The organism is Superficieibacter electus (genome assembly GCF_002915575.1).
GTDB classification, from domain to species: domain Bacteria; phylum Pseudomonadota; class Gammaproteobacteria; order Enterobacterales; family Enterobacteriaceae; genus Superficieibacter; species Superficieibacter electus.
Genome location: NZ_PQGD01000006.1, coordinates 1 through 21,072, shown reverse-complemented (window position 1 = coordinate 21,072; position 21,072 = coordinate 1). Strand labels below are relative to the sequence as shown.

The following is a 21,072-nucleotide window of genomic DNA, read 5'->3' as shown; positions in this document are numbered from 1 at the left end:
CTTGGGGGATGCGTGGTGGCAGATATGGATTCATCTAATTATCACTATCCTCCCTACTTTCAGACCTTTCAAAAGCAGGGACAAATGGGACACACTGACAGGACACAACGTAAAGCCGATCTTTATGCCTGCGGTGTGGATCGCAATGTTAACCCCGACAGTGAATTCTGGAGGAGGAACGTACTGCTCAATGGTGAAACGATGGAGCAGCACGACCGCCGGATAGATAAGCTTGAAACCTGTATGGAAAATAAAGGGTACGTGATACTGGACCCTTCAAGCTGTGGGCCGGTCAAAGCGCCGACCGGTAAATGCAACTAAGCCTTATCGTCTATACTTAGTGTTTCCCGATGTATTCACAGGAGATGATAATGCTAACGATTGAAAAAGACGATCCGCGCGAAGCCCCGGAATCCGGTGATAAAAAACCAACCCCTGAGAAGAAGTAATCGCAACAGGTCGCTACGGCGGCCTTTTTTTTGCCCTGAATACGCGCAGCGTCACAGAATCAATAACCCGAGCGCCACGGGAGCGCGAGGTGTGTCATAAATCTGTCACAATTAACGAACGATTAACCTCTGAGGGGCAAGAAATGAAAAAAACACTACTTGCAGCGACCATTATGGGCTCGCTGGTCATGACCTGCGGCGTGCAGGCGCAAACCACGCCGGACGGGTTCAAGCTCCAGCAGGTGCTGATCATGAGCCGCCACAACCTTCGCGCCCCGCTCGCCAACAACGGCAGCGTACTGGAGCAGTCGACGCCGCAAAAATGGCCGGAGTGGGACGTGCCGGGCGGCCAGTTAACAACCAAGGGCGGCGTGCTTGAAGTTTATATGGGCCACTATATGCGCGAATGGCTGGCACAGCAGGGGATGGTGACATCGGGCGAATGCCCGGCTTCTGATGCGGTGTATGCCTACGCCAACAGCCTGCAACGCACCGTAGCCACCGCGCAGTTCTTTATTACCGGCGCGTTTCCCGGCTGTGATGTCCCCGTGCATCATCAGGAAAAAATGGGCACCATGGACCCGACCTTTAACCCGGTGATCACTGACAACTCAGAAACCTTCAGTAAAACCGCTACCACCGCCATGGACAAAGAGCGCCAGCAGATGAAGCTGGCGGAAAGCTACCAGCTACTGGAGAAGATCGTCGACTACAAAGATTCTCCGTCGTGTAAAGAGAAGCAGACCTGTTCGTTAACCGGGCCAAAAGACAGCTTCAGCGCGAAATATCAGGAGGAGCCTGGCGTCTCCGGCCCGCTGAAGGTCGGCAACTCGCTGGTGGATGCGTTTACGCTGCAATATTATGAAGGTTTCCCGATGGATCAGGTGGCATGGGGTGAGATCAAAACTGATGAGCAGTGGCGCGTGCTCTCCCGCCTGAAAAATGGTTATCAGGACAGCCTGTTTACCTCCCCGGAAGTGGCGCGTAACGTCGCGGCACCGTTGGTAAAATACATTGATAAGGCTCTGGTCAAAGACGCCGATAAAACACCTAAAATCACACTGCTGGTAGGGCACGACTCCAATATTGGTTCACTGTTAACCGCGCTGGATTTCAAACCTTACGAACTTCACGATCAAAACGAACGTACCCCCATCGGCGGCAAGCTGGTATTCCAGCGCTGGCACGATGAGAAGGGGAATCGCGATCTGATGAAAATTGAGTACGTTTACCAGAGTACCAAACAGATCAGAAATGCCGATAAATTAACCCTGGAAGCACCGCCGCAGCGCGTCACCCTGGCGTTGAACGGTTGCCCGGTTGATGCAGACGGCTTCTGCCCAATGGATAAATTTAGCGAAGTGATGAACGAGGCGGTGAAATAACGCTTTTGCTCCCCTGTGGATGCAGGGGAGCCTGTGTATTACACGTTTTTCCGCTCAATTGTCTGTTCGCCCCAGAACAGCGAGTCTTTGTCGGTTTTCTTAAAGGCGCGAATTAACACTTCATCATTGCCTTCCTCCCAGATTTTCTCGACCAGCGTTTCATCGTAGTCAGCCAGTTCAAAGATGGCTTCCGCAATCTCCGGTGACGTATTGCGTAAACTGGCCCATTCACCGACGCGATGAGCTTTAGCTTCTTGAGTAGGCATAGATATTCTCCTGTAAAGATTAACCGTTAAGTTTTACTACCAGTCCTGCAACGTACTCGCCCTGATAGCGAGCAATAGCCAGCTCTTCCTCGCTGGGCTGGCGAGAACCGTCGCCTCCTGCGATAGTGGTCGCGCCGTAAGGCGTACCGCCGCGTACCTGCGAGATATCAAATAGCTCTGGCGCACCGTAGCCAATGGGAACAATGATCATTCCGTGGTGGGCAAGGGTGGTCCAGGTTGAGGTGATGGTTTGTTCCTGGCCACCGCCGGTGCCGGTGGAGCTGAACACGCTGGCAACTTTGCCTCGCAGGCTACCGTTAGCCCATAAACCGCCGGTCTGGTCGAGGAAAGTGCGCATTTGTCCGGCCATATTGCCAAAGCGGGTCGGCGTGCCGAAAATAATCGCATCATACTCTGCCAGCTCTTGTGGGGAGGCAACTGGCGCGGTCTGCTGCTTACCGCCAGATTTCTCAAAGAGCTCCGCGGGCATGGTTTCAGGAACGCGTTTAAGTACAACTTCTGTGTTAGGTACTTTCTTCACGCCGTCAACAATGGCGTTGGCCATCGTTTCGATGTGTCCATACATGGAATAATAGAGCACTAAAATTTTTGCCATTTCTCTCGCTCCTCGTTATAGCCTTTTTGTTTATTTGACTCCTTTAACTCTATGTCGTGATGCTAAAAGTGCAAATTTGCCGGCTGGCGCAGGGATAAATGCCAGCCAGCGGAGAGGAAAAAAAATGACACATTTTTAGCGCCTGAATTTTTCAAAACATAATAAAAGCTTATGTTTTCTCGTTGCAGTTGAGGCCGTTTTTTGCCTTGATTCTGTTGCAGAATATGAATAGTGACTGGCCGTCACAGCCCAATACACTATGCTTAATCTCACGCGGCGCAGTTAATGATTTACGCAGTTTGCCGCGGAGTGAAAGAAAACTCTTTTACTGAATGCAGTATGATGTCTAATCAATAATGGAGGTCAGTAATGGCAAACCATCGTGGTGGCTCTGGTAATTTTGCAGAGAACCGGGAAAGAGCATCAGAAGCAGGCCGTAAAGGTGGTCAGCAGAGCGGCGGGAATTTTAAGAACGATCCCCAGCGCGCTTCCGAAGCTGGCAAAAAAGGGGGGAAAAGCGGTCATAGCGGCGGTCGTAGTTAGCCCGATGACTGTTTTATGAAGTTGAAGTAAGTGACTTTAGTCGAAGTAAGCTGGAATAAGTAGTTGAATCAGATAGTAACGTAGTCTGTAGTAAGTAGTAGCTGAAAGAAGTACCTGTAAGTCACCCCCCAGCCGCCGGGTTAACACCCGGCGGTTTTTCGTTATCAGTGTAGCGTCATTGGGCTGGGGGCAAGGGACAGCTCAAATCTCCTTCCTCACATTGCAGCATTGAACCCAGCCATGCGTTTCGCTCTTCGGTTTTTTCACTCAGGCATTGATTGCGGATCAGCGGTTGCACGCTGCCACCCTCGGTACCGGAGGCGATCACCTCGCAGTCAGCGTCACGTAAGGCTATCCATGTCTGCTGCGCTTTTTTAAGTAGCGCCTGCTGTGGAGCTTGTGCGCGACTCAGTACGTTTTTCCAGGTTTCATTTAGCTTATTGTCGGCCGCCTGATACTGCTGCGCGCTGCACTGGTTCATTTCCAGCTGCGTTGAGGCGTTATCGCAGTTATCGGCAAACGCCGGAATACTGACCAACAGGCTAGCTATCAGCAGGGTCATTCGCTTCATGTTATACCTCTATGATTAAGGCTCCTGAAGCAGGAGCCTGAACAGAGTAATCACACCTTACCCAATTGTCATCAGGCTGGCATTACCACCTGCGGCAGCGGTGTTAATACTGAGGGAACGTTCAAGGTACAGACGCTCCAGCGGAATATCACTCTCGCCGCGTGCAAATCCCAGCAGCGGAATAATAGCACCATTACGCTCTGCAACGGTGCCGCATAACTCGCGCAATTTATCAGAATCTCCGTGGAAGATTACCGCGTCACAGGTTGCCGCAGCCAGATTCTGTGCCGCAATGAAGCCGATCCTTGCCTGTACCTCCGGCGGAAGTTGTCGGAAGAGGGCGCGATGTAATTCACCTTCCGGCCATAGAAGACGTCCACCAACGGCCAGTACCGCGGCGAGCTGGGTCAGCGCGTCCTGTTCATTATCGGTCAGGCACAGGACCGTCTCGCGCGGCATTAAGGTCCAGGTATTGCGCTCACCGGTCGGCCCTGGCAGCAGCCGTTGCGTGCCACTTTGGGCCTGCTCGCCGAAACGCTGGCACAGACTCTGAAACGCGGGTCGGTCGGCTGCCCATGCGGTCAGGGCTGCCAGCGGCTGCGTAAGTAATGTCTTCAATTGCGAATCAACGGTTCGCTCGCCGTCCTGCCGGGCAAGGGTGATGGCTGGAGCATTCTGCGGACGGCTGCTGAGCAGGCGATACAAATAGAGCGGGCCACCGGCTTTCGGGCCAGTACCGGATAAGCCTTCACCGCCAAACGGCTGTACGCCAACCACCGCGCCTACCATATTGCGGTTAACATACAGATTGCCCACCTTCGCTTTCCCGGTCACCTGGGCGATGGTCTCATCAATGCGCGTATGCACACCCAGCGTCAGGCCGTAGCCTGCGGCATTGATCTGCTCAAGCAACTGTGGCAGTTCACGGCGGGAGTAGCGCACAACATGTAGCACCGGACCAAAAATCTCTTTTTTGATCTCCTCCACGCTCTCCAGCTCGATAAGCGTTGGTGGGATAAACGTGCCGCTCCGCCATTCGCGCCTGTCGTCTCCCGCATCGCGGGCAGCCTGAAAGACGGGACGGCCTTTGGCCCGCATTTGCTGGATGTGGCGTTCAATATTGGCTTTGGCCTCGGCATCAATGACCGGGCCGATATCCGTACTAAGCCGCCCGGGGTTGCCCATTCGACATTCCGCCATTGCGCCACGCAGCATGGTTAATGTGTGATCGGCAGCATCCTCCTGAATGCACAGCACCCGCAGCGCCGAGCAACGCTGTCCCGCACTGTCGAATGCGGACGCCAGCACATCGGCAACGACCTGTTCGGTAAGCGCTGAAGAGTCAACGATCATTGCATTTAAGCCACCTGTCTCAGCGATGAGTGGCGTCGGACGACCCTGCGCATCCAGACGAGTAGCAACGCTTCGCTGTAGCAGGCTGGCGACGTCGGTAGAGCCGGTAAACATCACTCCTCGTACCCGGTCGTCAGCGGTCAGTCGTGCCCCAACGATCTCCCCACGTCCCGGGAGTAATTGCACGACACCCGGCGGAACCCCGGCTTCCAGCAAGATAGCCACTCCCTGAGCGGCAATCAGCGGTGTTTGTTCCGCCGGTTTTGCCAGCACGCTGTTACCCGCGGCCAGCGCGGCGGCGATTTGCCCGGTAAAGATCGCCAGCGGGAAGTTCCACGGGCTGATGCAGACCACGGGGCCAAGTGGGCGGTGAGTTTCGTTATCAAAATCGTCCCGCACCTGCCCGGCATAGTAGTGCAGAAAATCGACCGCTTCGCGTACTTCGGCAATCGCATTGCTGAAGGTTTTCCCCGCTTCGCGCACCAGAATGCCGATAAGCGTTTGCATCCGGTCTTCCATCAAGATGGCCGCCCGTTGCAGGCTGGCCGCCCGCTCCTGCGGCGGCGTGGCGAACCAGATTGGCCCCTGGCTGACCGCGCGGGCCAGCGCCCGATCAACCTCCGCCTCGCTGGCGTCCCGCACAAAGCCAACGATGTCCCCGGGCTCAGCAGGATTGACCAGCGGTGTCATTTCGCCTTCTTCCACGGCATCTTCAAGCACCGGCAGCGCCAGCCATTTTTGCGCTGCGCTATTCAGCAAGGCAGAGGAGAGCGACGCCAGGCGGTGCTCGTTTGATAAATCCAGTCCGGCAGAGTTAAGACGTCCCGTGCCATACAGGTCGCGAGGCAGCGGAATTTTGGGGTGCGGCAGGCCGATGTCACCTTCTTTAACGCCCAGTTGTTCAACCGCCGTCACCGGGTTCGCCACCAGTTCGTCAAGCGGCAGAGTGGTATCGGCGATCCGGTTAACGAAAGAGGTATTAGCCCCATTTTCCAGTAGCCGGCGAACCAGGTAGGCCAGCAGCGTTTCATGCGTGCCGACCGGAGCATAGATACGGCAGGGACGGTTTAGTTTGCCATCGGCGATTTTTCCCACTACTTGTTCATATAATGGTTCGCCCATGCCGTGCAGGCACTGAAACTCATACTGCCCCGGATAATAATTCTGCCCGGCAAGATGGTAAATTGCTGCCAGAGTATGCGCGTTATGGGTGGCAAACTGCGGATAAATCAGGTTTGGCACCGCCAGCAGTTTTTTGGCGCAGGCAAGGTAGGAAACGTCCGTATACACCTTGCGCGTATAGACCGGATAACCTTCCAGCCCTTCCATTTGCGCACGTTTGATTTCGCTGTCCCAGTACGCGCCTTTCACCAGGCGGATCATCAGCCGCCGGCGACTGCGGGTCGCCAGATCGATCAGGTAATCGATCACGAACGGGCAGCGTTTCATATATGCCTGAATGACAAAGCCGATCCCGTTCCAGCCTTCCAGTTCCGGCTCGAAACAAAGTTTTTCCAGCAGGTCGAGAGATATTTCCAGCCGATCGGCTTCTTCAGCGTCAATGTTGATGCCGATGTCATACTGCCGCGCCAGCAGCGTTAGCGATTTCAGGCGCGGATATAGCTCTTCCACAACGCGATCGTATTGCGCGCGGCTGTAACGGGGATGTAGCGCCGAAAGCTTGATAGAAATCCCCGGCCCTTCATAAATACCGCGTCCGTTGGAGGCTTTACCGATAGCATGAATTGCCTGCTGGTAAGAGACCATGTATGCCTGTGCATCAGCGGCAGTGAGGGCCGCCTCGCCAAGCATATCGTAAGAGTAGCGAAAGCCCTGGTCTTCCAGCTTGCGCGCGTTTGCCAGCGCAGCAGAAATAGTTTCGCCGGTCACAAACTGTTCGCCCATCAACCGCATTGCCATATCCACGCCTTTGCGAATGAGCGGTTCGCCGCTTTTACCGATGATACGGTTAAGGGAATGCGAAAGATTAGATTCATTATGCGTGGAGACCAGCCGTCCGGTAAACAGCAGACCCCAGGTGGCAGCGTTAACAAACAGCGACGGACTGCGACCAATATGCGATTGCCAGTTACCATTGCTTATTTTATCGCGGATCAGGGCGTCACGCGTGGCCTTATCCGGAATACGCAGTAGCGCTTCGGCAAGACACATCAGCGCTACACCCTCCTGCGAGGAGAGAGAAAATTCCTGTAACAGGCTCTGTACCATACCGGCACGACCGCTGGCATTTTTTTGCTGACGTAGCGATTGCGCCAGTTGATAGGCCAGTTTATGGGATTGCTCATCGACGGCGTGCGGCAGGCGCGCCTGTTCCAGCAGCATCGGGATCGCTTCTGTCTCGGGGCGGCGATACGCAGCGGTGATCGCCGCGCGATTTACCGATTGCGGCAGGATCTGTTCAGCAAAGTCAAGAAACGGCTGGTGGATTTCCTCCACCGGTGTGGCGGTCTCATCCTGCTCCGTCGCCGCATCCAGCAGGGCAGGTAGCTCGGCTACAGGCTCGTTATTTTCCAGTCTCTCAAGATAATTAAATATCGCCTGCTTGATAAGCCAGTGCGGCGTGCGGTCAATGCGGTTTGCCGCCGCCTTGATCCGCTCGCGCGTGGCGTCATCAAGTTTGACTCCCATCGTGGTCGTCCCCATGCCTTACTCCTGTTGTGCTGTTCGTTATGGCGAATGACTATCCGACATGTTGCAACTTTGTGCAACCATGTTAAATGTGACCAGGATAACAGGTCTGAAATTACCGAAAATGTTAATTAAAAGTTATCTCATTTGCTTGGGGAAGGATTAACTAAGAAGGCTATTACATGCGCTGGTTAACATTTTTAACGGGTGCAACCTGGAAAAACGTGAGCGAGTGCAACCTAAATGAAAATCATATTTGTGCCAGAACAAAAATGATGTGAATGCTGTGTTAAACCATTTGTGAATAGTAAAAGGTTGCGGCAGGATACGTCGCCTGACGATAACAGCATATTGCCACCCCGTTCCGGTGGCGCAATAACAGATAAAGACTCTGGAGATGGTTAATGGCTATAAGCACCCCGATGCTGGTGACATTCTTTGTATATATATTTGGCATGATCTTAATCGGCTTTTTTGCCTGGCGGTCAACGAAAAACTTTGGTGATTATATTCTCGGTGGTCGCCGAATGGGACCGCTGGTAACCGCATTGTCAGCGGGTGCATCGGACATGAGCGGTTGGCTGCTGATGGGGCTGCCGGGAGCCATTTTCATTTCAGGGATTTCAGAGAGCTGGATTGCGATTGGGCTAACGCTTGGCGCATGGATCAACTGGAAGCTGGTCGCCGGCCGCCTGCGCGTCCATACCGAGGCGAACAATAATGCGCTGACGCTACCGGATTATTTTACTGGCCGTTTTGAAGATGGCAGCCGCCTGCTGCGGATTATTTCGGCGCTGGTGATCCTGCTTTTCTTCACCATCTACTGTGCGTCGGGTATCGTCGCCGGGGCGCGTCTGTTTGAAAGTACCTTCGGTATGAGCTATGAAACCGCACTGTGGGCGGGTGCGGCGGCCACCATTCTTTATACCTTTATCGGCGGTTTTCTGGCGGTCAGCTGGACCGATACTGTACAGGCCAGCCTGATGATTTTCGCCCTCATCCTCACCCCCGTCATCGTGGTGATTTCCGTTGGTGGCTTTGCAGATTCGCTTGAGGTTATCCGACAGAAAAGCGTTGATAACCTCGATATGCTCAAGGGGCTGAATGTGGTGGCGATTATCTCACTCATGGGCTGGGGGCTTGGCTATTTTGGTCAACCACACATTCTTGCGCGTTTTATGGCGGCAGATTCTCACCACACCATCGTCCATGCGCGGCGTATTAGTATGACCTGGATGATCCTGTGTCTGGCCGGTGCCGTTGCGGTGGGTTTCTACGGTATTGCTTATTTCAGTAACAATCCGTCGCAAGCAGGTGCAGTGAATCAAAATGCTGAACGTGTATTCATTGAGCTGGCGCAGATCCTGTTTAATCCGTGGATTGCCGGTGTGCTGTTGTCTGCAATTCTTGCGGCGGTAATGTCTACCCTGAGCTGCCAATTACTGGTGTGTTCCAGTGCCATTACTGAAGATCTCTATAAAGCGTTTTTACGCAAAGGGGCAAGCCAGAAAGAACTGGTATGGGTAGGACGAATGATGGTGCTGGTCGTGGCGCTGATCGCCGTTGCGCTGGCGGCAAATCCGGAAAACCGCGTGCTGGGGCTGGTCAGCTACGCGTGGGCAGGGTTTGGTGCGGCATTCGGACCGGTTATTCTGTTCTCCGTATTGTGGTCGCGTATGACCCGCAACGGGGCGCTGGCCGGGATGATTATCGGGGCGGTAACGGTTATTGTCTGGAAGCAATTTGCCTGGTTCGGGCTGTATGAAATTATCCCTGGTTTCATTTTTGGCAGCCTGGGCATTGTGATCTTTAGCCTTATCGGGAAAGCGCCGTCAGCGGCGATGCAGCAGCGCTTTGCTGAGGCTGACGCCCATTATAATAACAAGACGCCCGAGCATGTAACGCCGTAATTTTCTTATCAATAAGCGCATAAGGTGGGAAATATTCCCACCTTTTTTATGTCGGTTTATCAATGATACCGACCGTAATTATTCGCTGGCACAGCGATTATTCCTGCCTTAACACACAATTTCACTTGTTTTTCTTTTTTCCGTAATGATAATCACTATCAATCATATTTACTTTTCTTTTCAAGTATTGACCTTACTTGAGATAAGGATGCAATGATGTTTGTTCCATTTCTCATCATGTTACGTGAAGGTCTGGAGGCGGCACTCATTGTCAGCCTGATAGCCAGCTACCTGAAAAGGACGCAGCGGGGGCGCTGGATTGGCGTGATGTGGGTAGGCGTGGTGCTGGCCGCAGCCCTGTGCCTGGGACTGGGCATTTTCATCAATGAAACAACCGGCGAATTTCCGCAAAAAGAGCAGGAGCTCTTTGAAGGGCTGGTGGCCGTGGTGGCCGTAGTCATTCTGACCTGGATGGTGTTCTGGATGCGTAAAGTGTCGCGCAATGTTAAACAACAGCTGGAGCAGGCGGTCGATAAGGCATTACAGGGCGGGAATAAGCATGGCTGGGCGCTCATCCTGATGGTGTTCTTTGCTGTAGCGCGGGAAGGCCTGGAATCGGTATTTTTCCTGCTGGCGGCCTTCCAGCAGGATCTCGGCATCTGGCCACCGCTGGGGGCAGTGCTGGGGCTAACGACCGCCGTGGTGCTCGGCTTTCTGCTTTACTGGGGCGGTATCCGCCTTAACCTTGGCGCATTCTTTACGTGGACCAGCCTGTTTATTTTACTGGTGGCAGCCGGGCTGGCGGCTGGCGCAATCCGTGCTTTCCATGAAGCCGGCCTGTGGAATCATTTTCAGGACGTGGCATTTGACCTAAGCAACATCCTGTCTACGCACTCGCTGTCTGGCACATTGCTTGAAGGGATCTTTGGCTACCAGGAAGCGCCGAGCGTCAGCGAAGTCGCTGTGTATTTTATTTATCTGATCCCGGCGCTGTTGCTGTTTATCTGGCCATCGCGTGCCGGTGTGGCAGCGCGTACGCCTGCACCCTGATGACAAACAATAACCATATTAGTTACAACATACTTTTAAAGGATGTGCTATGACCCTCAACGTTAGCCGTAGTGCTTTGCAACTCAGTCTCGCAGCGCTGTTTACCTCTGCCTTTGCCGTTCAGGCGGCAGATGTGCCTCAGATCAAGGTCACAGTAAACGATAAACAGTGCGAACCGATGAACCTGACGGTGAAAGCCGGAAAAACACAGTTTATTATTCAGAACCACAGCCAGAAAGCGCTCGAATGGGAAATCCTCAAGGGCGTGATGGTGGTTGAAGAACGGGAAAACATTGCACCGGGCTTTACCCAGAAGATGACCGCCAATCTTGAGCCGGGTGAATATGATATGACCTGTGGTCTGCTTACCAACCCGAAAGGTAAGCTCACCGTTACGGGGTCCGCTACCCCAGACGCGGCCAAAGGCAATGCATTACTGGAATTAAGTGACGCCATTACCGCTTATAAAGCGTATGTGACTGCACAAACGGTTGAACTGGTGACAGGCACCAAAGCCTTTACCGATGCGGTAAAAGCAGGAGATATCGAAAAAGCCAAAGCGCTGTACGCGCCGACCCGCCAGCATTATGAACGCATAGAACCGATTGCCGAGCTGTTCTCCGATCTTGATGGGGCGATTGATGCCCGCGAAGATGATTATGAACAAAAAGCCGCCGATCCAAAATTCACCGGTTTCCACCGTCTGGAAAAAGCGCTGTTCGCTGATAACAGCACCAAAGGCATGGCGCAGTATGCCGACGGACTGTACCGCGATGTGGTGGAACTGCAAAAACGGATTAACGAACTGGCGTTCCCGCCATCAAAAGTAGTGGGTGGCGCGGCTGGCCTGATTGAAGAAGTGGCCTCCAGCAAAATCAGCGGCGAAGAAGACCGCTACAGCCATACCGATCTTTGGGATTTTCAGGCCAACATTGATGGCGCACAGAAAATTGTTGATCTACTGCGTCCACAGTTGCAGAAAGATAACGCCGCGCTGCTGGCGAAGGTCGATGCGAACTTCAAAAAGGTCGATGACATTCTGGCGAAATACCGCACTAAAGACGGGTTTGAAACCTACGACAAACTCACCGATGCCGACCGCAATGCACTAAAAGGGCCTGTTACTACGCTGGCGGAAGATCTGGCGCAACTGCGTGGCATTCTGGGGCTGGACTAATCTGATGTCTGATCACGATCCCGACAACGTTGACCAACCATCACGTCGTCGTTTACTGAAGAACATCGGCGCGTTGGGTGGCGCGCTGGTGGTCGGTGGTGGCTGCCCGGTAGCGCATGCGGCAAAACCGCAAAGCGCGCCGGGAACCCTGTCACCCAATGCGCGTATGGAGACCCAGCCTTTTTATGGGCCGCATCAGGCCGGTATTCTGACGCCGCAGCAGGCCGCGATGATGCTGGTAGCATTCGATGTGCTGGCAAGTGATAAAGCGGGGCTGGAGCGACTCTTTCGTCTCCTTACCCGGCGCATTGCATTTTTGACAACCGGCGGCCCGGCACCGCAGACGCCAAATCCCCGGATGCCGCCAACCGATTCCGGCATTCTGGGTAAGTTTATTGCTCCGGATAATCTGACCATAACCGTGTCTCTCGGCCATTCGCTGTTTGACGACCGTTTTGGTCTGGCCGCACACAGGCCAAAAAAACTGCAAAAAATGACCCGCTTTCCTAATGATTCTCTGGACGCTGCACTGTGTCATGGTGATGTGCTCCTGCAAATCTGTGCCAACACCCAGGATACGGTGATCCACGCTCTACGGGATATTATTAAGCACGCTCCGGATTTACTGAGCGTACGCTGGAAACGTGAGGGTTTTATCTCCGATCACGCGGCACGCAGTAACGGCAAAGAGACGCCAATTAACCTGCTGGGATTTAAAGACGGCACTGCTAACCCGGATAGCCAGAACCCGGCCTTGATGGACGAGGTAGTATGGGTAACAGCGGAGCAGGGCGAGCCGGCCTGGGCCACCGGAGGTAGCTATCAGGCAGTGCGTATTATTCAGTTTCATGTTGAATTCTGGGATCGTACCCCGCTAAAAGAGCAACAGACCATTTTCGGCCGCGATAAAGCGACCGGTGCGCCACTTGGAATGCACAACGAGCATGATGTCCCGGATTACGCGCAGGACCCCGATGGCGATATCATTGCTCTGGACAGCCACATCCGGCTGGCGAATCCGCGTACGCCACAGACACAATCCAGTCTCATGATGCGCAGGGGATACAGTTACTCGCTCGGTGTAACCAACGCGGGGCAGCTTGATATGGGGCTGCTTTTTGTGTGCTATCAGCACGATCTGAAAAAAGGTTTTCTGACGGTACAGCAGCGTCTTAATGGTGAAGCGCTGGAAGAGTACATCAAGCCGATTGGCGGGGGATTCTTTTTCGTGTTACCCGGTGCGCAGGGTAGCGATAATTACCTTGGTCAGTCTTTGATAAATGCGTAGTACCGTGGGTCTGGGGTGCAGATTTGCACAGCAGATCATAAATTTTTCCTCTTTCCTGCGCATTGTTATATTTCTGTAATATAAATATAAGAGGCTTGACCCAACACGAAGTTAACTGTTTTTGTTATGTTAAAGTAAATATAATGTTGCATTTTTGAAAATATTTGATTTACTTTATGTATGAGTGGTTATCCATGACAGGATGTCGCTGCAATGGGAGGCTGTGAATGGTAGCGTCCGGCACTGGACATGTTATATCGAAAATCCATCCCTGCAACTGCGGAGGCAGCGCCTTCGTCACCACCATCTTCTTTATCTTTCTATCCCTATTCTGGGCAGCAAACGAGTTTACCGACAGGGCGCGCGGTGCGTTTAACCGTGCGCTTTTGTCCGTTAAAACGCAGTCATGGCTTACAAGGAAGCCAAACCTCAGATGTTTGAGTACATAATCGCGCCGATTTTAGCGCGTGGATGTTAATTAACAACTCAAGGTGCTATCCATGGGAAGACAAAAAGCAGTGATCAAAGCTCGTCGTGAAGCGAAACGTGTGCTGAGACGGGATTCGCGTAGTCATAAGCAACGTGAAGAAGAATCGGTCACCTCGCTTGTCCAGATGAGCGGCGTTGAATCAATTGGTATGGCGCGGGATTGCCGTGACAACTCACCAATTGAAGCGCGTAATGAAGCTCAGGCGCACTATCTGAACGCTATTGAGACTAAACAGCTGATATTTGCTACCGGTGAAGCAGGGTGTGGTAAGACCTGGATCAGCGCAGCAAAAGCGGCTGAGGCTCTGATTCATAAGGATGTGGAGAGGATCATTGTTACCCGTCCGGTCCTGCAGGCTGACGAAGATCTCGGCTTCTTGCCCGGAGATATCTCTGAGAAGTTCGCTCCTTATTTCCGCCCGGTTTATGACGTGCTGGTGAAACGGCTCGGAGCTTCCTTTATGCAATACTGCCTGCGACCAGAAATTGGCAAGGTGGAAATCGCGCCGTTCGCCTATATGCGCGGACGTACATTTGAAAATGCGGTTGTCATTCTCGACGAGGCTCAGAACGTGACCGCAGCGCAAATGAAGATGTTTTTAACGCGCCTCGGGGAAAACGTGACGGTCATTGTTAATGGTGATATCACCCAATGTGACCTGCCGTCGCATGTTAAATCAGGGCTGAGCGATGCGCTGGCGCGTTTTGAAGAAGATGAAATGGTGGGGGTAGTGCGATTCACTACCGAGGATTGCGTGCGTTCTGTGTTGTGCCAGCGCACGCTGCAAGCCTATTACTGATAGTTATCTCACTACAAAGCCCGGGTAAACCGGGCTTTGCTATTAAATAGATTGCAGAAGGAGAATAACCGCTCCTGAAAAGACAAGATAAAATGACCAGTACGGGCATGCCCTTACGCCAATAATTGACGTATAACATCCTGCTGTTGATCCCATATTTCTGTTACCGGCACAATACGTCTTGAGCGTGGGGTTTCGCTGCTGGTCCATAAAAAAGGATAAAAATGACAGGCAAGTTCGCCTGAAAGCGCTTTTACCTCTGTTTGCCAGCCCTCCCAGCGAACATTGTTATAAAAAAGGTCCAGATCGCCGGTTAATGCCCACTGTAGGAAGTGAGAATAGCCGACCTCAAGACTTTCCCATTTGAGGCTGTCCGGAGCCTTCCGCTTTCTGCTAATATTATTTAAGTATTACTTTTACATTTCTAATCATACTATAATCGCTCGCGTTACGATTTCGTCAGTAAGTCATATTTAACAACTGAGGGGATCTGCTGCATATCTACAGCATGAGTTATGGTTGATTTGCATCCTCATTTATATATAATCTGAATGACTTATAGGTTAACATAGTCATCAGAGAAGAAAATAATAGTGCCCATGCAAACATAAGGTCATCAAGTAAAGGATTGGCTCCACATTCAATATGACCGTCGTACAAGCCATAACGGACATGCACATAGTAATATGCCGCCCACCCAGTACTTTCTATATCAAAAGCTGTTTCCAGTATACTTTCCATAACGACTGATATGAGAAGGAAGAATAAAAAAACAAAAATCATGATAGCTATTCTGAAAATACAAGCAGAAATATAAACCATGATTTTTTTTATGAACATAGAATGTGGCATTTTCAACGTGATTTTACCATGAAGAGTGCTTTGGGGTAAAGGCAAGAGCCCTGACTTTCCATGGCTTCTTGTGTCATTCGTTTTTTGAATGTCATTTTTTTCTCATCATATCTAAGTGCGTTATTTTTGTTTCATCGTGAAATGCTCCAAACCATTCATCACGATAATGGGTATTCAAACCATGTTCGACGCTTTTACGCAAATTCTTGAGTGCCCGACTCTTAAGCTCACCACTGGGCCTGTCAACTATCCCGTATTTTCCTGAAGGAAGAAAAGCATTACCTTTGTACGCACATTCCGGAATATCGCTATAAAGCATATTGCTTTTCAGAACAGGGAAATCAGGAAACTTTCCTAGTGTCTTACATGATAAATGTAACACACCAGTTTCATCTTTTTTACCGTTTTTTACTGTAAATCCCTGCATATAACCCTTCTTACAAAATCAGAAACCCACGCATTCCATAAACGGTATGCACTGGTCCCTGCCAGACAGTGCTTCCATGTCACCGAGTTATAAGTAAAACTAATATTTTCGGTCGGCTGGCCTCCCGGATTATTCAGGGTGTACGGGCTGGATAAACAGATACCTTTTATCGTGGCTTTAGTCAATCTGCTTTTTTACATAGTGTTCATCTGTTACATTCCGGATCGTCAGTGACTTACCATTTAGCAATGCAGATTTCCAGTAAATATAAGGCAGAAACACCAGTGAGACCAGTTATGATATTTACTCTCTCCTTTATTATTCGTATTTTTTCTCTTTTGTTTTTCAATAGTAGATGTTCTTTGAAAAATAAACTCCATATTTTAATTTGTTTCATGATATATTAATCTGTATATTGACGAGTATTAAAAAAGTTACGATGAAGAAATTTAATAGGCAATAGTACTATATGATTCAAATATCTCTTCCGCCCAGCATAGAACTAATTACTTTTTAATGAAAATGGATGACCTGACCACAGTTTACTAATGTGATCTGCCAGGATGCGTTCCCGTCCTTTTCCCTGATCATCCGGTCGAAAGCGGTTTTATTTGATACATAACCAATGATCCGTTTTATAACATATTATAGAATCTCCCACAGTCGGCGAAACCAATTACATTTACAGGATTTTAATAGTCTAAATGCCACAAACATTACTGGAACGGGAAATACTATTACACAGAAGAGCATAAAATCACCAAGTACAGGATTGACGCCCCAGCCATAAATTTCTTCATACCACCCATAATGGGAATGAAGATAATTGTATGCCATCCATGCCATATTCTGCATTGCTGTGTCGAAAAAAATATCCAGTATTATCAAGGCAACAATTGTCATGTAACACAATAAAAGATAACAAATAATTAAGATGAATGCCCTGTAAATAAAGCTCAAAATACGAGCAGCAATTTTCTTTATAAACATTATATGTCGTATAACCACTATAGTTGCCTTATGTTAATTGTAATATTTCATCTTTCGCTTTCTGCTTATGTTTTTAAGTATTCCTGTATTATGAGTTATGGCTAATTTTCATCCTCATTTATATATAATTTGAATAATCTGAATGTCAACAGGGTCATCGGAGAAGAAAATAATAGCCCCCATAAAAACCTAAGATCAGTGAGTAAAAAATTGGTTCCACATTCAATATGACCGTCGTACAAGTCATAACGGACATGCAAATAGTGATATGCAGCCCAACCAAGTCCTTCCATATCAACGATTATAACCAGTATAGCATCCAGCACAATAGATATGCAAAAGAAGAATAAAAAAACAAAAAATCATGATAGCTATCCTGAAAATAAAACCGGAAATATAAACCATGATTTTTTTTATGAATATATAATGCTGCATGTTCAACGTGATTTTACCGTGAGGAGTGCATTAGTGTGAAGGTAAGATCCCTCACTTTCCATGGCTTCTTGTGTCATTTATTTTTTGAATAGCATTTTTTTCTCACCATATTTAAGTACATGATAAATGTAACACGCCATTTTCATCTTTTTTACCGTTGTTTACTGTAAACCCCTGCATATAATCCTTCTTATAAAATCAGAAACCCGCGCATTCCATAAAATGTATGCAATGCTCCCTGCAAGGCAGTGCTCCCACGTCATCGAGTTATAAGTAAAACTAATATTTTTGGTCGGCTGGCCTCCCGGATTGTTCATGGCGTCCGCGCTGGATAAACTGATATCTTTTATCGTGGCTTTAGTCAATCTGGTTTTTTCATAGTGTTCATTTACACCCTCACGGTTTGTACAATAGAAATCGAATTCGCAGTTCAGTATTTCATTCTACGCTGTTAGGTTGCTAATAGATCTCTTTCTCCTGCATCTCAGCATTCTATCCATGCACCCGCATTGGCTGATACTGCGTCAGCAGAGATCCTGCAGGCGTTTCCTGATTCAGCGTCCGTTCAGCCTGCCAGTTTTTATTTACCCGGCATTTTTCAACGCGTTATTCATTCCGGTTTTAATTCCCTCGATTGCCCGCTTCACCTGATAAAGCTGGTCGCGTAGCTCCCGCACCTCGTCACTCTCCGCCATCAGTACAATGCACCCTCCCGAGATCTTCGCGGTGACCGCCGTCCCGATAGCAAATCCCGTCTCTTTCAACCAGTCGCCTTTAAGGTACAGGCTGAGGATTTGCGAATATCTGGCAGGAACTTTGGTCTTATGTTTAGTGTGGCGGGTATCCATGTAATAAACTTCAAACCAACTTTATCGCTTACATTTTTCTGGTTTACATCATGTTTTAAAAGTAAAATAAGCTTTGTGCAGATAAATATATTTATCAGGGCATGGCGGTAGCGTATAAACTATGACGTGGTGGTATAGGGAGTGTGCGAACGGATCTGGTAGTTTGATGCTCATATGTGACTATTAGCGTGAGTTGATCCCTTTGGGTTAGCGGGATGACTGAATACGCACGCTAATGCGCATTATCCGGTTAACCGGAAAGAACCGTGGGGATGGCAGGACGTCCCCTTAAAGCTGAAGCAGGCTTACTTGCAAGTAAAAAATATGGCATCGACTGGAAAAAGGGCCTGCCAGAGCGATAAAATACAATAAAGCAGAAGGTCAATTCGGTATTACGGATGACGTTCAATTTACTGTTGATGAAGCAAGCGCTTAACCAACAGGCAATATAGCATTTTTGGTCTACCGGAAGGTCATTCATCAGTTGTTCATTTGCCAAACGGACAGACTGTACCCGTAACAAAGTCTGAGTAATACATAATAGTAAGGCGGTGCACGCATACCCAATGGAGTAAATAATGAGTTTCTATATTCAATTAAGTAACCCAAGAATTAATACTATAAGCGTAAAGAATGAAGTTGGGATAAGTAAATTTATTGAAGATTTATTTCCTATGGAAACGGAGGACTTAATGATTTGTTGGAACGGAGTTCGTTTTTCTTTGAGTTATAAATATGATATTCCAATTATTTTTGATGATGTAATTCAAATGATTAATAATATAAACTCATCCCAAAAGGGAATGCTAAATGTTTTTTGGCCTTCCAATACATTCAGAAGCGATTGGAAAATCTCCTGGAACAATGAAAATATTCAATGTAACACCATATGGGAAAGCGTTAGTGGAAACGTTGAGTCAGTTTTAAATAGGGTTAGCTCATTAGAATGTACAAAAGATTATTTCATAGGTGAATGGATTGCCGTTTTACGAATGATAAAGAAAAAGATCATTAAGTCGGGGGTCAATCCTAATTTAATACTAGAGATGAAAGAATTGGATGAGTTACTTGAAGCCAGACGTGATGACATTGGATATCTATATACTATAGAAACGTGGTCTGTTTTATAAAAAAAACGAACAAATAAACACGCAAAATTGAAAAGTCTTGTTGGCAGCCAGCATCATTAACATTGGGAGAAATCCAGCCAGCTGCTGGGCAGCGACATCACCGAACAGGGCGTACTTACCGCCCACAAACCTGGCACTGCTACTGGGATGAATTCGACCACCTGCGCCAGGGCAAAACCCCGCAGGGCGAAGTCTGAGCCTATATCTATGACACCCTGGGCCGACGCATCAAAGGCAAAGCCTGTGTCAATATGGCCGGGTGGTTAACGATGAGAGCATGATCGGCTGCGTCCTGCGGTTTATGGGGCAGTGGTTTGATGAAGAAAGTGGTCTACACTATAACCTGCATCGCTATTATGATCCGCAGACGGGGCAGTACTTATTGACCGATCCAATTGGGCTGTGAGGCAGAATAAACCTTTATCAGGATGCGCCGAATCCGCTGGGATAGATCGAGCTTCCTGGGCTAAAAGGTGGAAAATCTTGCAGAGATTTAGGTAAATCAGGTGAAAGGAATTCTTTTGAGCTGACTGTGTTACCTAAAAATACAACGCAGATTTCAGGTAATAGTGGTAAAAAAGCTATGGGCTTCCTGAACATATGTTTACTGATGGGCGTTATATTGCTGAAATTAAAAATCAAAATTTTATGCATTTATCCAGCCAATTGTAAGATTATATCACTTATGTAGGCCGTCGTGGCGGGCTGGTAGAGTAGATTTTATTATTGTTCAGGAAGTGAAGATTAGCGAACCTCTATTAAAAAGCATCTTTATCCTAAAAATTCATTACATATTATCGGTACGGATTTAAACAAATGACGAATATATTTACGGGAAAAATTAATTATTCTATATCTAACTTGAAAAACAATAATGATTTATCTTTTATTTTTAAATCATTTGAAGAGTATTGCGACGATTTAATATCAACAAGAACAGGATTGGTGATGAGAGGTGTTGATGGTGCGCCTGATTGGTATGGATATGAAATGATAATATGGAAATCTGTTTTTAAATATATTGAGCCTATATTAAAAATGAAGAAATTTAGAGGTAAAAATGAGTTGCTAGATGGAATGCTATCTTTATGCTTGAGAAAAGAATATGGTAAAGGGCGCCAGTCTTTAGTTATGCTAATTGGAAAGTATGGTGCAATTGATTATGCATCATCGTTGGCTCGTTTAATTGATGATCCTGAAATTTCTATTCATGTAATTGGTGCTTTAACTCAACTGAAGGATTTATCTCACTTTGAACAAATAAAAAATATATCAGAGGAGAAAAATCTTACATCGAAAAGAACATATGCTAGAAAGTATATGAAGAAATTAGCACCTTTAAAATTGAATCAAGAATAAAACGATAGTGGAGAGAGAAAACAAAATTTTCCGGCTTAATTTTATTTACCCGCCACTGTCTCGCGCGTTAGTCATTCTTTTTTTAATTCCCTCGATTGCCCGCTTCACCTGATAAAGCTGGTCGTGTAGCTCCCGCACCTCGTCACTCTCCGCCATCAGTACAATGCACCCTCCCGAGATCTTCGCGGTGACCGCCGTCCCGATAGCAAATCCCGTCTCTTTCAACCAGTCGCCTTTAAGGTACAGGCTGAGGATTTGCGAATATCTGGCAGGAACTTTGGTCTTATGTTTAGTGTGGCGGGTATCCATGTAATAAACTTCAAACCAACTTTATCGCTTACATTTTTCTGGTTTACAGCATGTTTTAAAAGTAAAATAAGCTTTGTGCAGATAAATATATTTATCAGGGCATGGCGGTAGCGTATAAACTATGACGTGGTGGTATAGGGAGTGTGCGAACGGATCTGGTAGTTTGATGCTCATAT

Annotated in this window: 20 protein-coding genes; 11 read left to right on the top strand and 9 right to left on the bottom strand. The window is 48.7% G+C overall.

The genetic code is table 11. From position 1 onward, the window contains the following. Positions 1 to 24: 24 nt before the first annotated feature. Together CHU32_RS08430 and agp are read left to right on the top strand one after the other, a co-directional pair. Positions 25 to 321 carry a hypothetical protein gene (locus tag CHU32_RS08430; RefSeq protein WP_245880201.1) on the top strand — a complete coding sequence of 99 codons (297 nt, stop codon included), beginning with the start codon at positions 25 to 27 and terminating at the stop codon, positions 319 to 321. Positions 322 to 592: 271 nt separating this feature from the next. Next, complete coding sequence (gene agp / locus CHU32_RS08425; protein WP_103675349.1) at positions 593 to 1,834, top strand: bifunctional glucose-1-phosphatase/inositol phosphatase; 1,242 nt, start codon at positions 593 to 595, stop codon at positions 1,832 to 1,834. A gap of 38 nt (positions 1,835 to 1,872) precedes the next feature. Here agp and CHU32_RS08420 read toward each other — a convergent pair whose 3' ends face one another. Then, complete coding sequence (locus tag CHU32_RS08420; protein ID WP_103675348.1) at positions 1,873 to 2,100, bottom strand: YccJ family protein; 228 nt, start codon at positions 2,098 to 2,100, stop codon at positions 1,873 to 1,875. Positions 2,101 to 2,119: 19 nt separating this feature from the next. After that, entirely contained in the window at positions 2,120 to 2,716 is a 597-nt protein-coding gene (wrbA, locus tag CHU32_RS08415) for an NAD(P)H:quinone oxidoreductase (protein ID WP_103675347.1), read from the bottom strand. A 369-nt stretch (positions 2,717 to 3,085) separates the two neighbouring features. On the opposite strand from wrbA, the gene CHU32_RS08410 reads away from it, so the two are divergent. Next, positions 3,086 to 3,259, top strand: a complete 174-nt coding sequence (locus CHU32_RS08410) for a con-10 family general stress protein (RefSeq protein WP_103675346.1) — start codon at positions 3,086 to 3,088, stop codon at positions 3,257 to 3,259. 175 nt (positions 3,260 to 3,434) lie between these two features. Here CHU32_RS08410 and CHU32_RS08405 read toward each other — a convergent pair whose 3' ends face one another. Then, entirely contained in the window at positions 3,435 to 3,830 is a 396-nt protein-coding gene (locus CHU32_RS08405; RefSeq protein WP_103675345.1) for a lysozyme inhibitor LprI family protein, read from the bottom strand. 57 nt (positions 3,831 to 3,887) lie between these two features. Further along, the gene (putA, locus tag CHU32_RS08400; protein ID WP_103750822.1) at positions 3,888 to 7,847 is read right to left on the bottom strand and encodes a trifunctional transcriptional regulator/proline dehydrogenase/L-glutamate gamma-semialdehyde dehydrogenase; all 3,960 of its coding nucleotides are present in this window, start codon (positions 7,845 to 7,847) and stop codon (positions 3,888 to 3,890) included. A gap of 389 nt (positions 7,848 to 8,236) precedes the next feature. Between putA and putP the strand changes: the two genes are divergently transcribed. From putP to phoH, 5 genes are all read left to right on the top strand, one after another. Further along, positions 8,237 to 9,742, top strand: coding sequence for a sodium/proline symporter PutP (gene putP / locus CHU32_RS08395; RefSeq protein WP_103675343.1), 1,506 nt, complete (start codon positions 8,237 to 8,239; stop codon positions 9,740 to 9,742). A 216-nt stretch (positions 9,743 to 9,958) separates the two neighbouring features. Further along, positions 9,959 to 10,792, top strand: a complete 834-nt coding sequence (gene efeU, locus CHU32_RS08390) for an iron uptake transporter permease EfeU (RefSeq protein ID WP_103675342.1) — start codon at positions 9,959 to 9,961, stop codon at positions 10,790 to 10,792. Between the two features lie 49 nt (positions 10,793 to 10,841). Continuing rightward, positions 10,842 to 11,969 (top strand): iron uptake system protein EfeO, encoded by a 1,128-nt coding sequence (gene efeO, locus CHU32_RS08385; protein WP_103675341.1) that lies wholly within the window; start codon positions 10,842 to 10,844, stop codon positions 11,967 to 11,969. Between the two features lie 4 nt (positions 11,970 to 11,973). Then, the gene (gene efeB, locus CHU32_RS08380; protein ID WP_103675569.1) at positions 11,974 to 13,257 is read left to right on the top strand and encodes an iron uptake transporter deferrochelatase/peroxidase subunit; all 1,284 of its coding nucleotides are present in this window, start codon (positions 11,974 to 11,976) and stop codon (positions 13,255 to 13,257) included. Between the two features lie 500 nt (positions 13,258 to 13,757). Then, the gene (gene phoH / locus CHU32_RS08375; RefSeq protein ID WP_103675340.1) at positions 13,758 to 14,546 is read left to right on the top strand and encodes a phosphate starvation-inducible protein PhoH; all 789 of its coding nucleotides are present in this window, start codon (positions 13,758 to 13,760) and stop codon (positions 14,544 to 14,546) included. Positions 14,547 to 14,659: 113 nt separating this feature from the next. On the opposite strand, the gene CHU32_RS08370 is transcribed toward phoH, so the two are convergent. The 4 genes from CHU32_RS08370 to CHU32_RS08345 form a co-directional block, all read right to left on the bottom strand. Continuing rightward, entirely contained in the window at positions 14,660 to 14,944 is a 285-nt protein-coding gene (locus CHU32_RS08370; RefSeq protein WP_103675568.1) for a DUF2625 family protein, read from the bottom strand. 545 nt (positions 14,945 to 15,489) lie between these two features. Next, on the bottom strand, positions 15,490 to 15,825 hold the full coding sequence (locus CHU32_RS08360) for a DUF2778 domain-containing protein (protein ID WP_103675338.1): 336 nt from the start codon (positions 15,823 to 15,825) through the stop codon (positions 15,490 to 15,492). A gap of 1,586 nt (positions 15,826 to 17,411) precedes the next feature. Continuing rightward, entirely contained in the window at positions 17,412 to 17,684 is a 273-nt protein-coding gene (locus tag CHU32_RS28905; RefSeq protein WP_369522144.1) for a type VI secretion system tube protein Hcp, read from the bottom strand. A gap of 150 nt (positions 17,685 to 17,834) precedes the next feature. After that, on the bottom strand, positions 17,835 to 18,098 hold the full coding sequence (locus CHU32_RS08345) for a SymE family type I addiction module toxin (protein ID WP_103675335.1): 264 nt from the start codon (positions 18,096 to 18,098) through the stop codon (positions 17,835 to 17,837). Positions 18,099 to 18,676: 578 nt separating this feature from the next. On the opposite strand from CHU32_RS08345, the gene CHU32_RS08340 reads away from it, so the two are divergent. From CHU32_RS08340 to CHU32_RS08330, 3 genes are all read left to right on the top strand, one after another. Further along, positions 18,677 to 19,228, top strand: coding sequence for a hypothetical protein (locus tag CHU32_RS08340; protein ID WP_103675334.1), 552 nt, complete (start codon positions 18,677 to 18,679; stop codon positions 19,226 to 19,228). A 259-nt stretch (positions 19,229 to 19,487) separates the two neighbouring features. Continuing rightward, entirely contained in the window at positions 19,488 to 19,634 is a 147-nt protein-coding gene (locus CHU32_RS08335) for an RHS repeat-associated core domain-containing protein (RefSeq protein ID WP_425444884.1), read from the top strand. Between the two features lie 410 nt (positions 19,635 to 20,044). Next, positions 20,045 to 20,587, top strand: coding sequence for a hypothetical protein (locus CHU32_RS08330; RefSeq protein WP_103675333.1), 543 nt, complete (start codon positions 20,045 to 20,047; stop codon positions 20,585 to 20,587). 45 nt (positions 20,588 to 20,632) lie between these two features. On the opposite strand, the gene CHU32_RS08325 is transcribed toward CHU32_RS08330, so the two are convergent. Continuing rightward, a complete protein-coding gene (locus CHU32_RS08325; protein ID WP_103675332.1) occupies positions 20,633 to 20,896 on the bottom strand; it encodes a SymE family type I addiction module toxin in 264 nt (87 codons plus the stop codon). Positions 20,897 to 21,072: the final 176 nt, after the last annotated feature.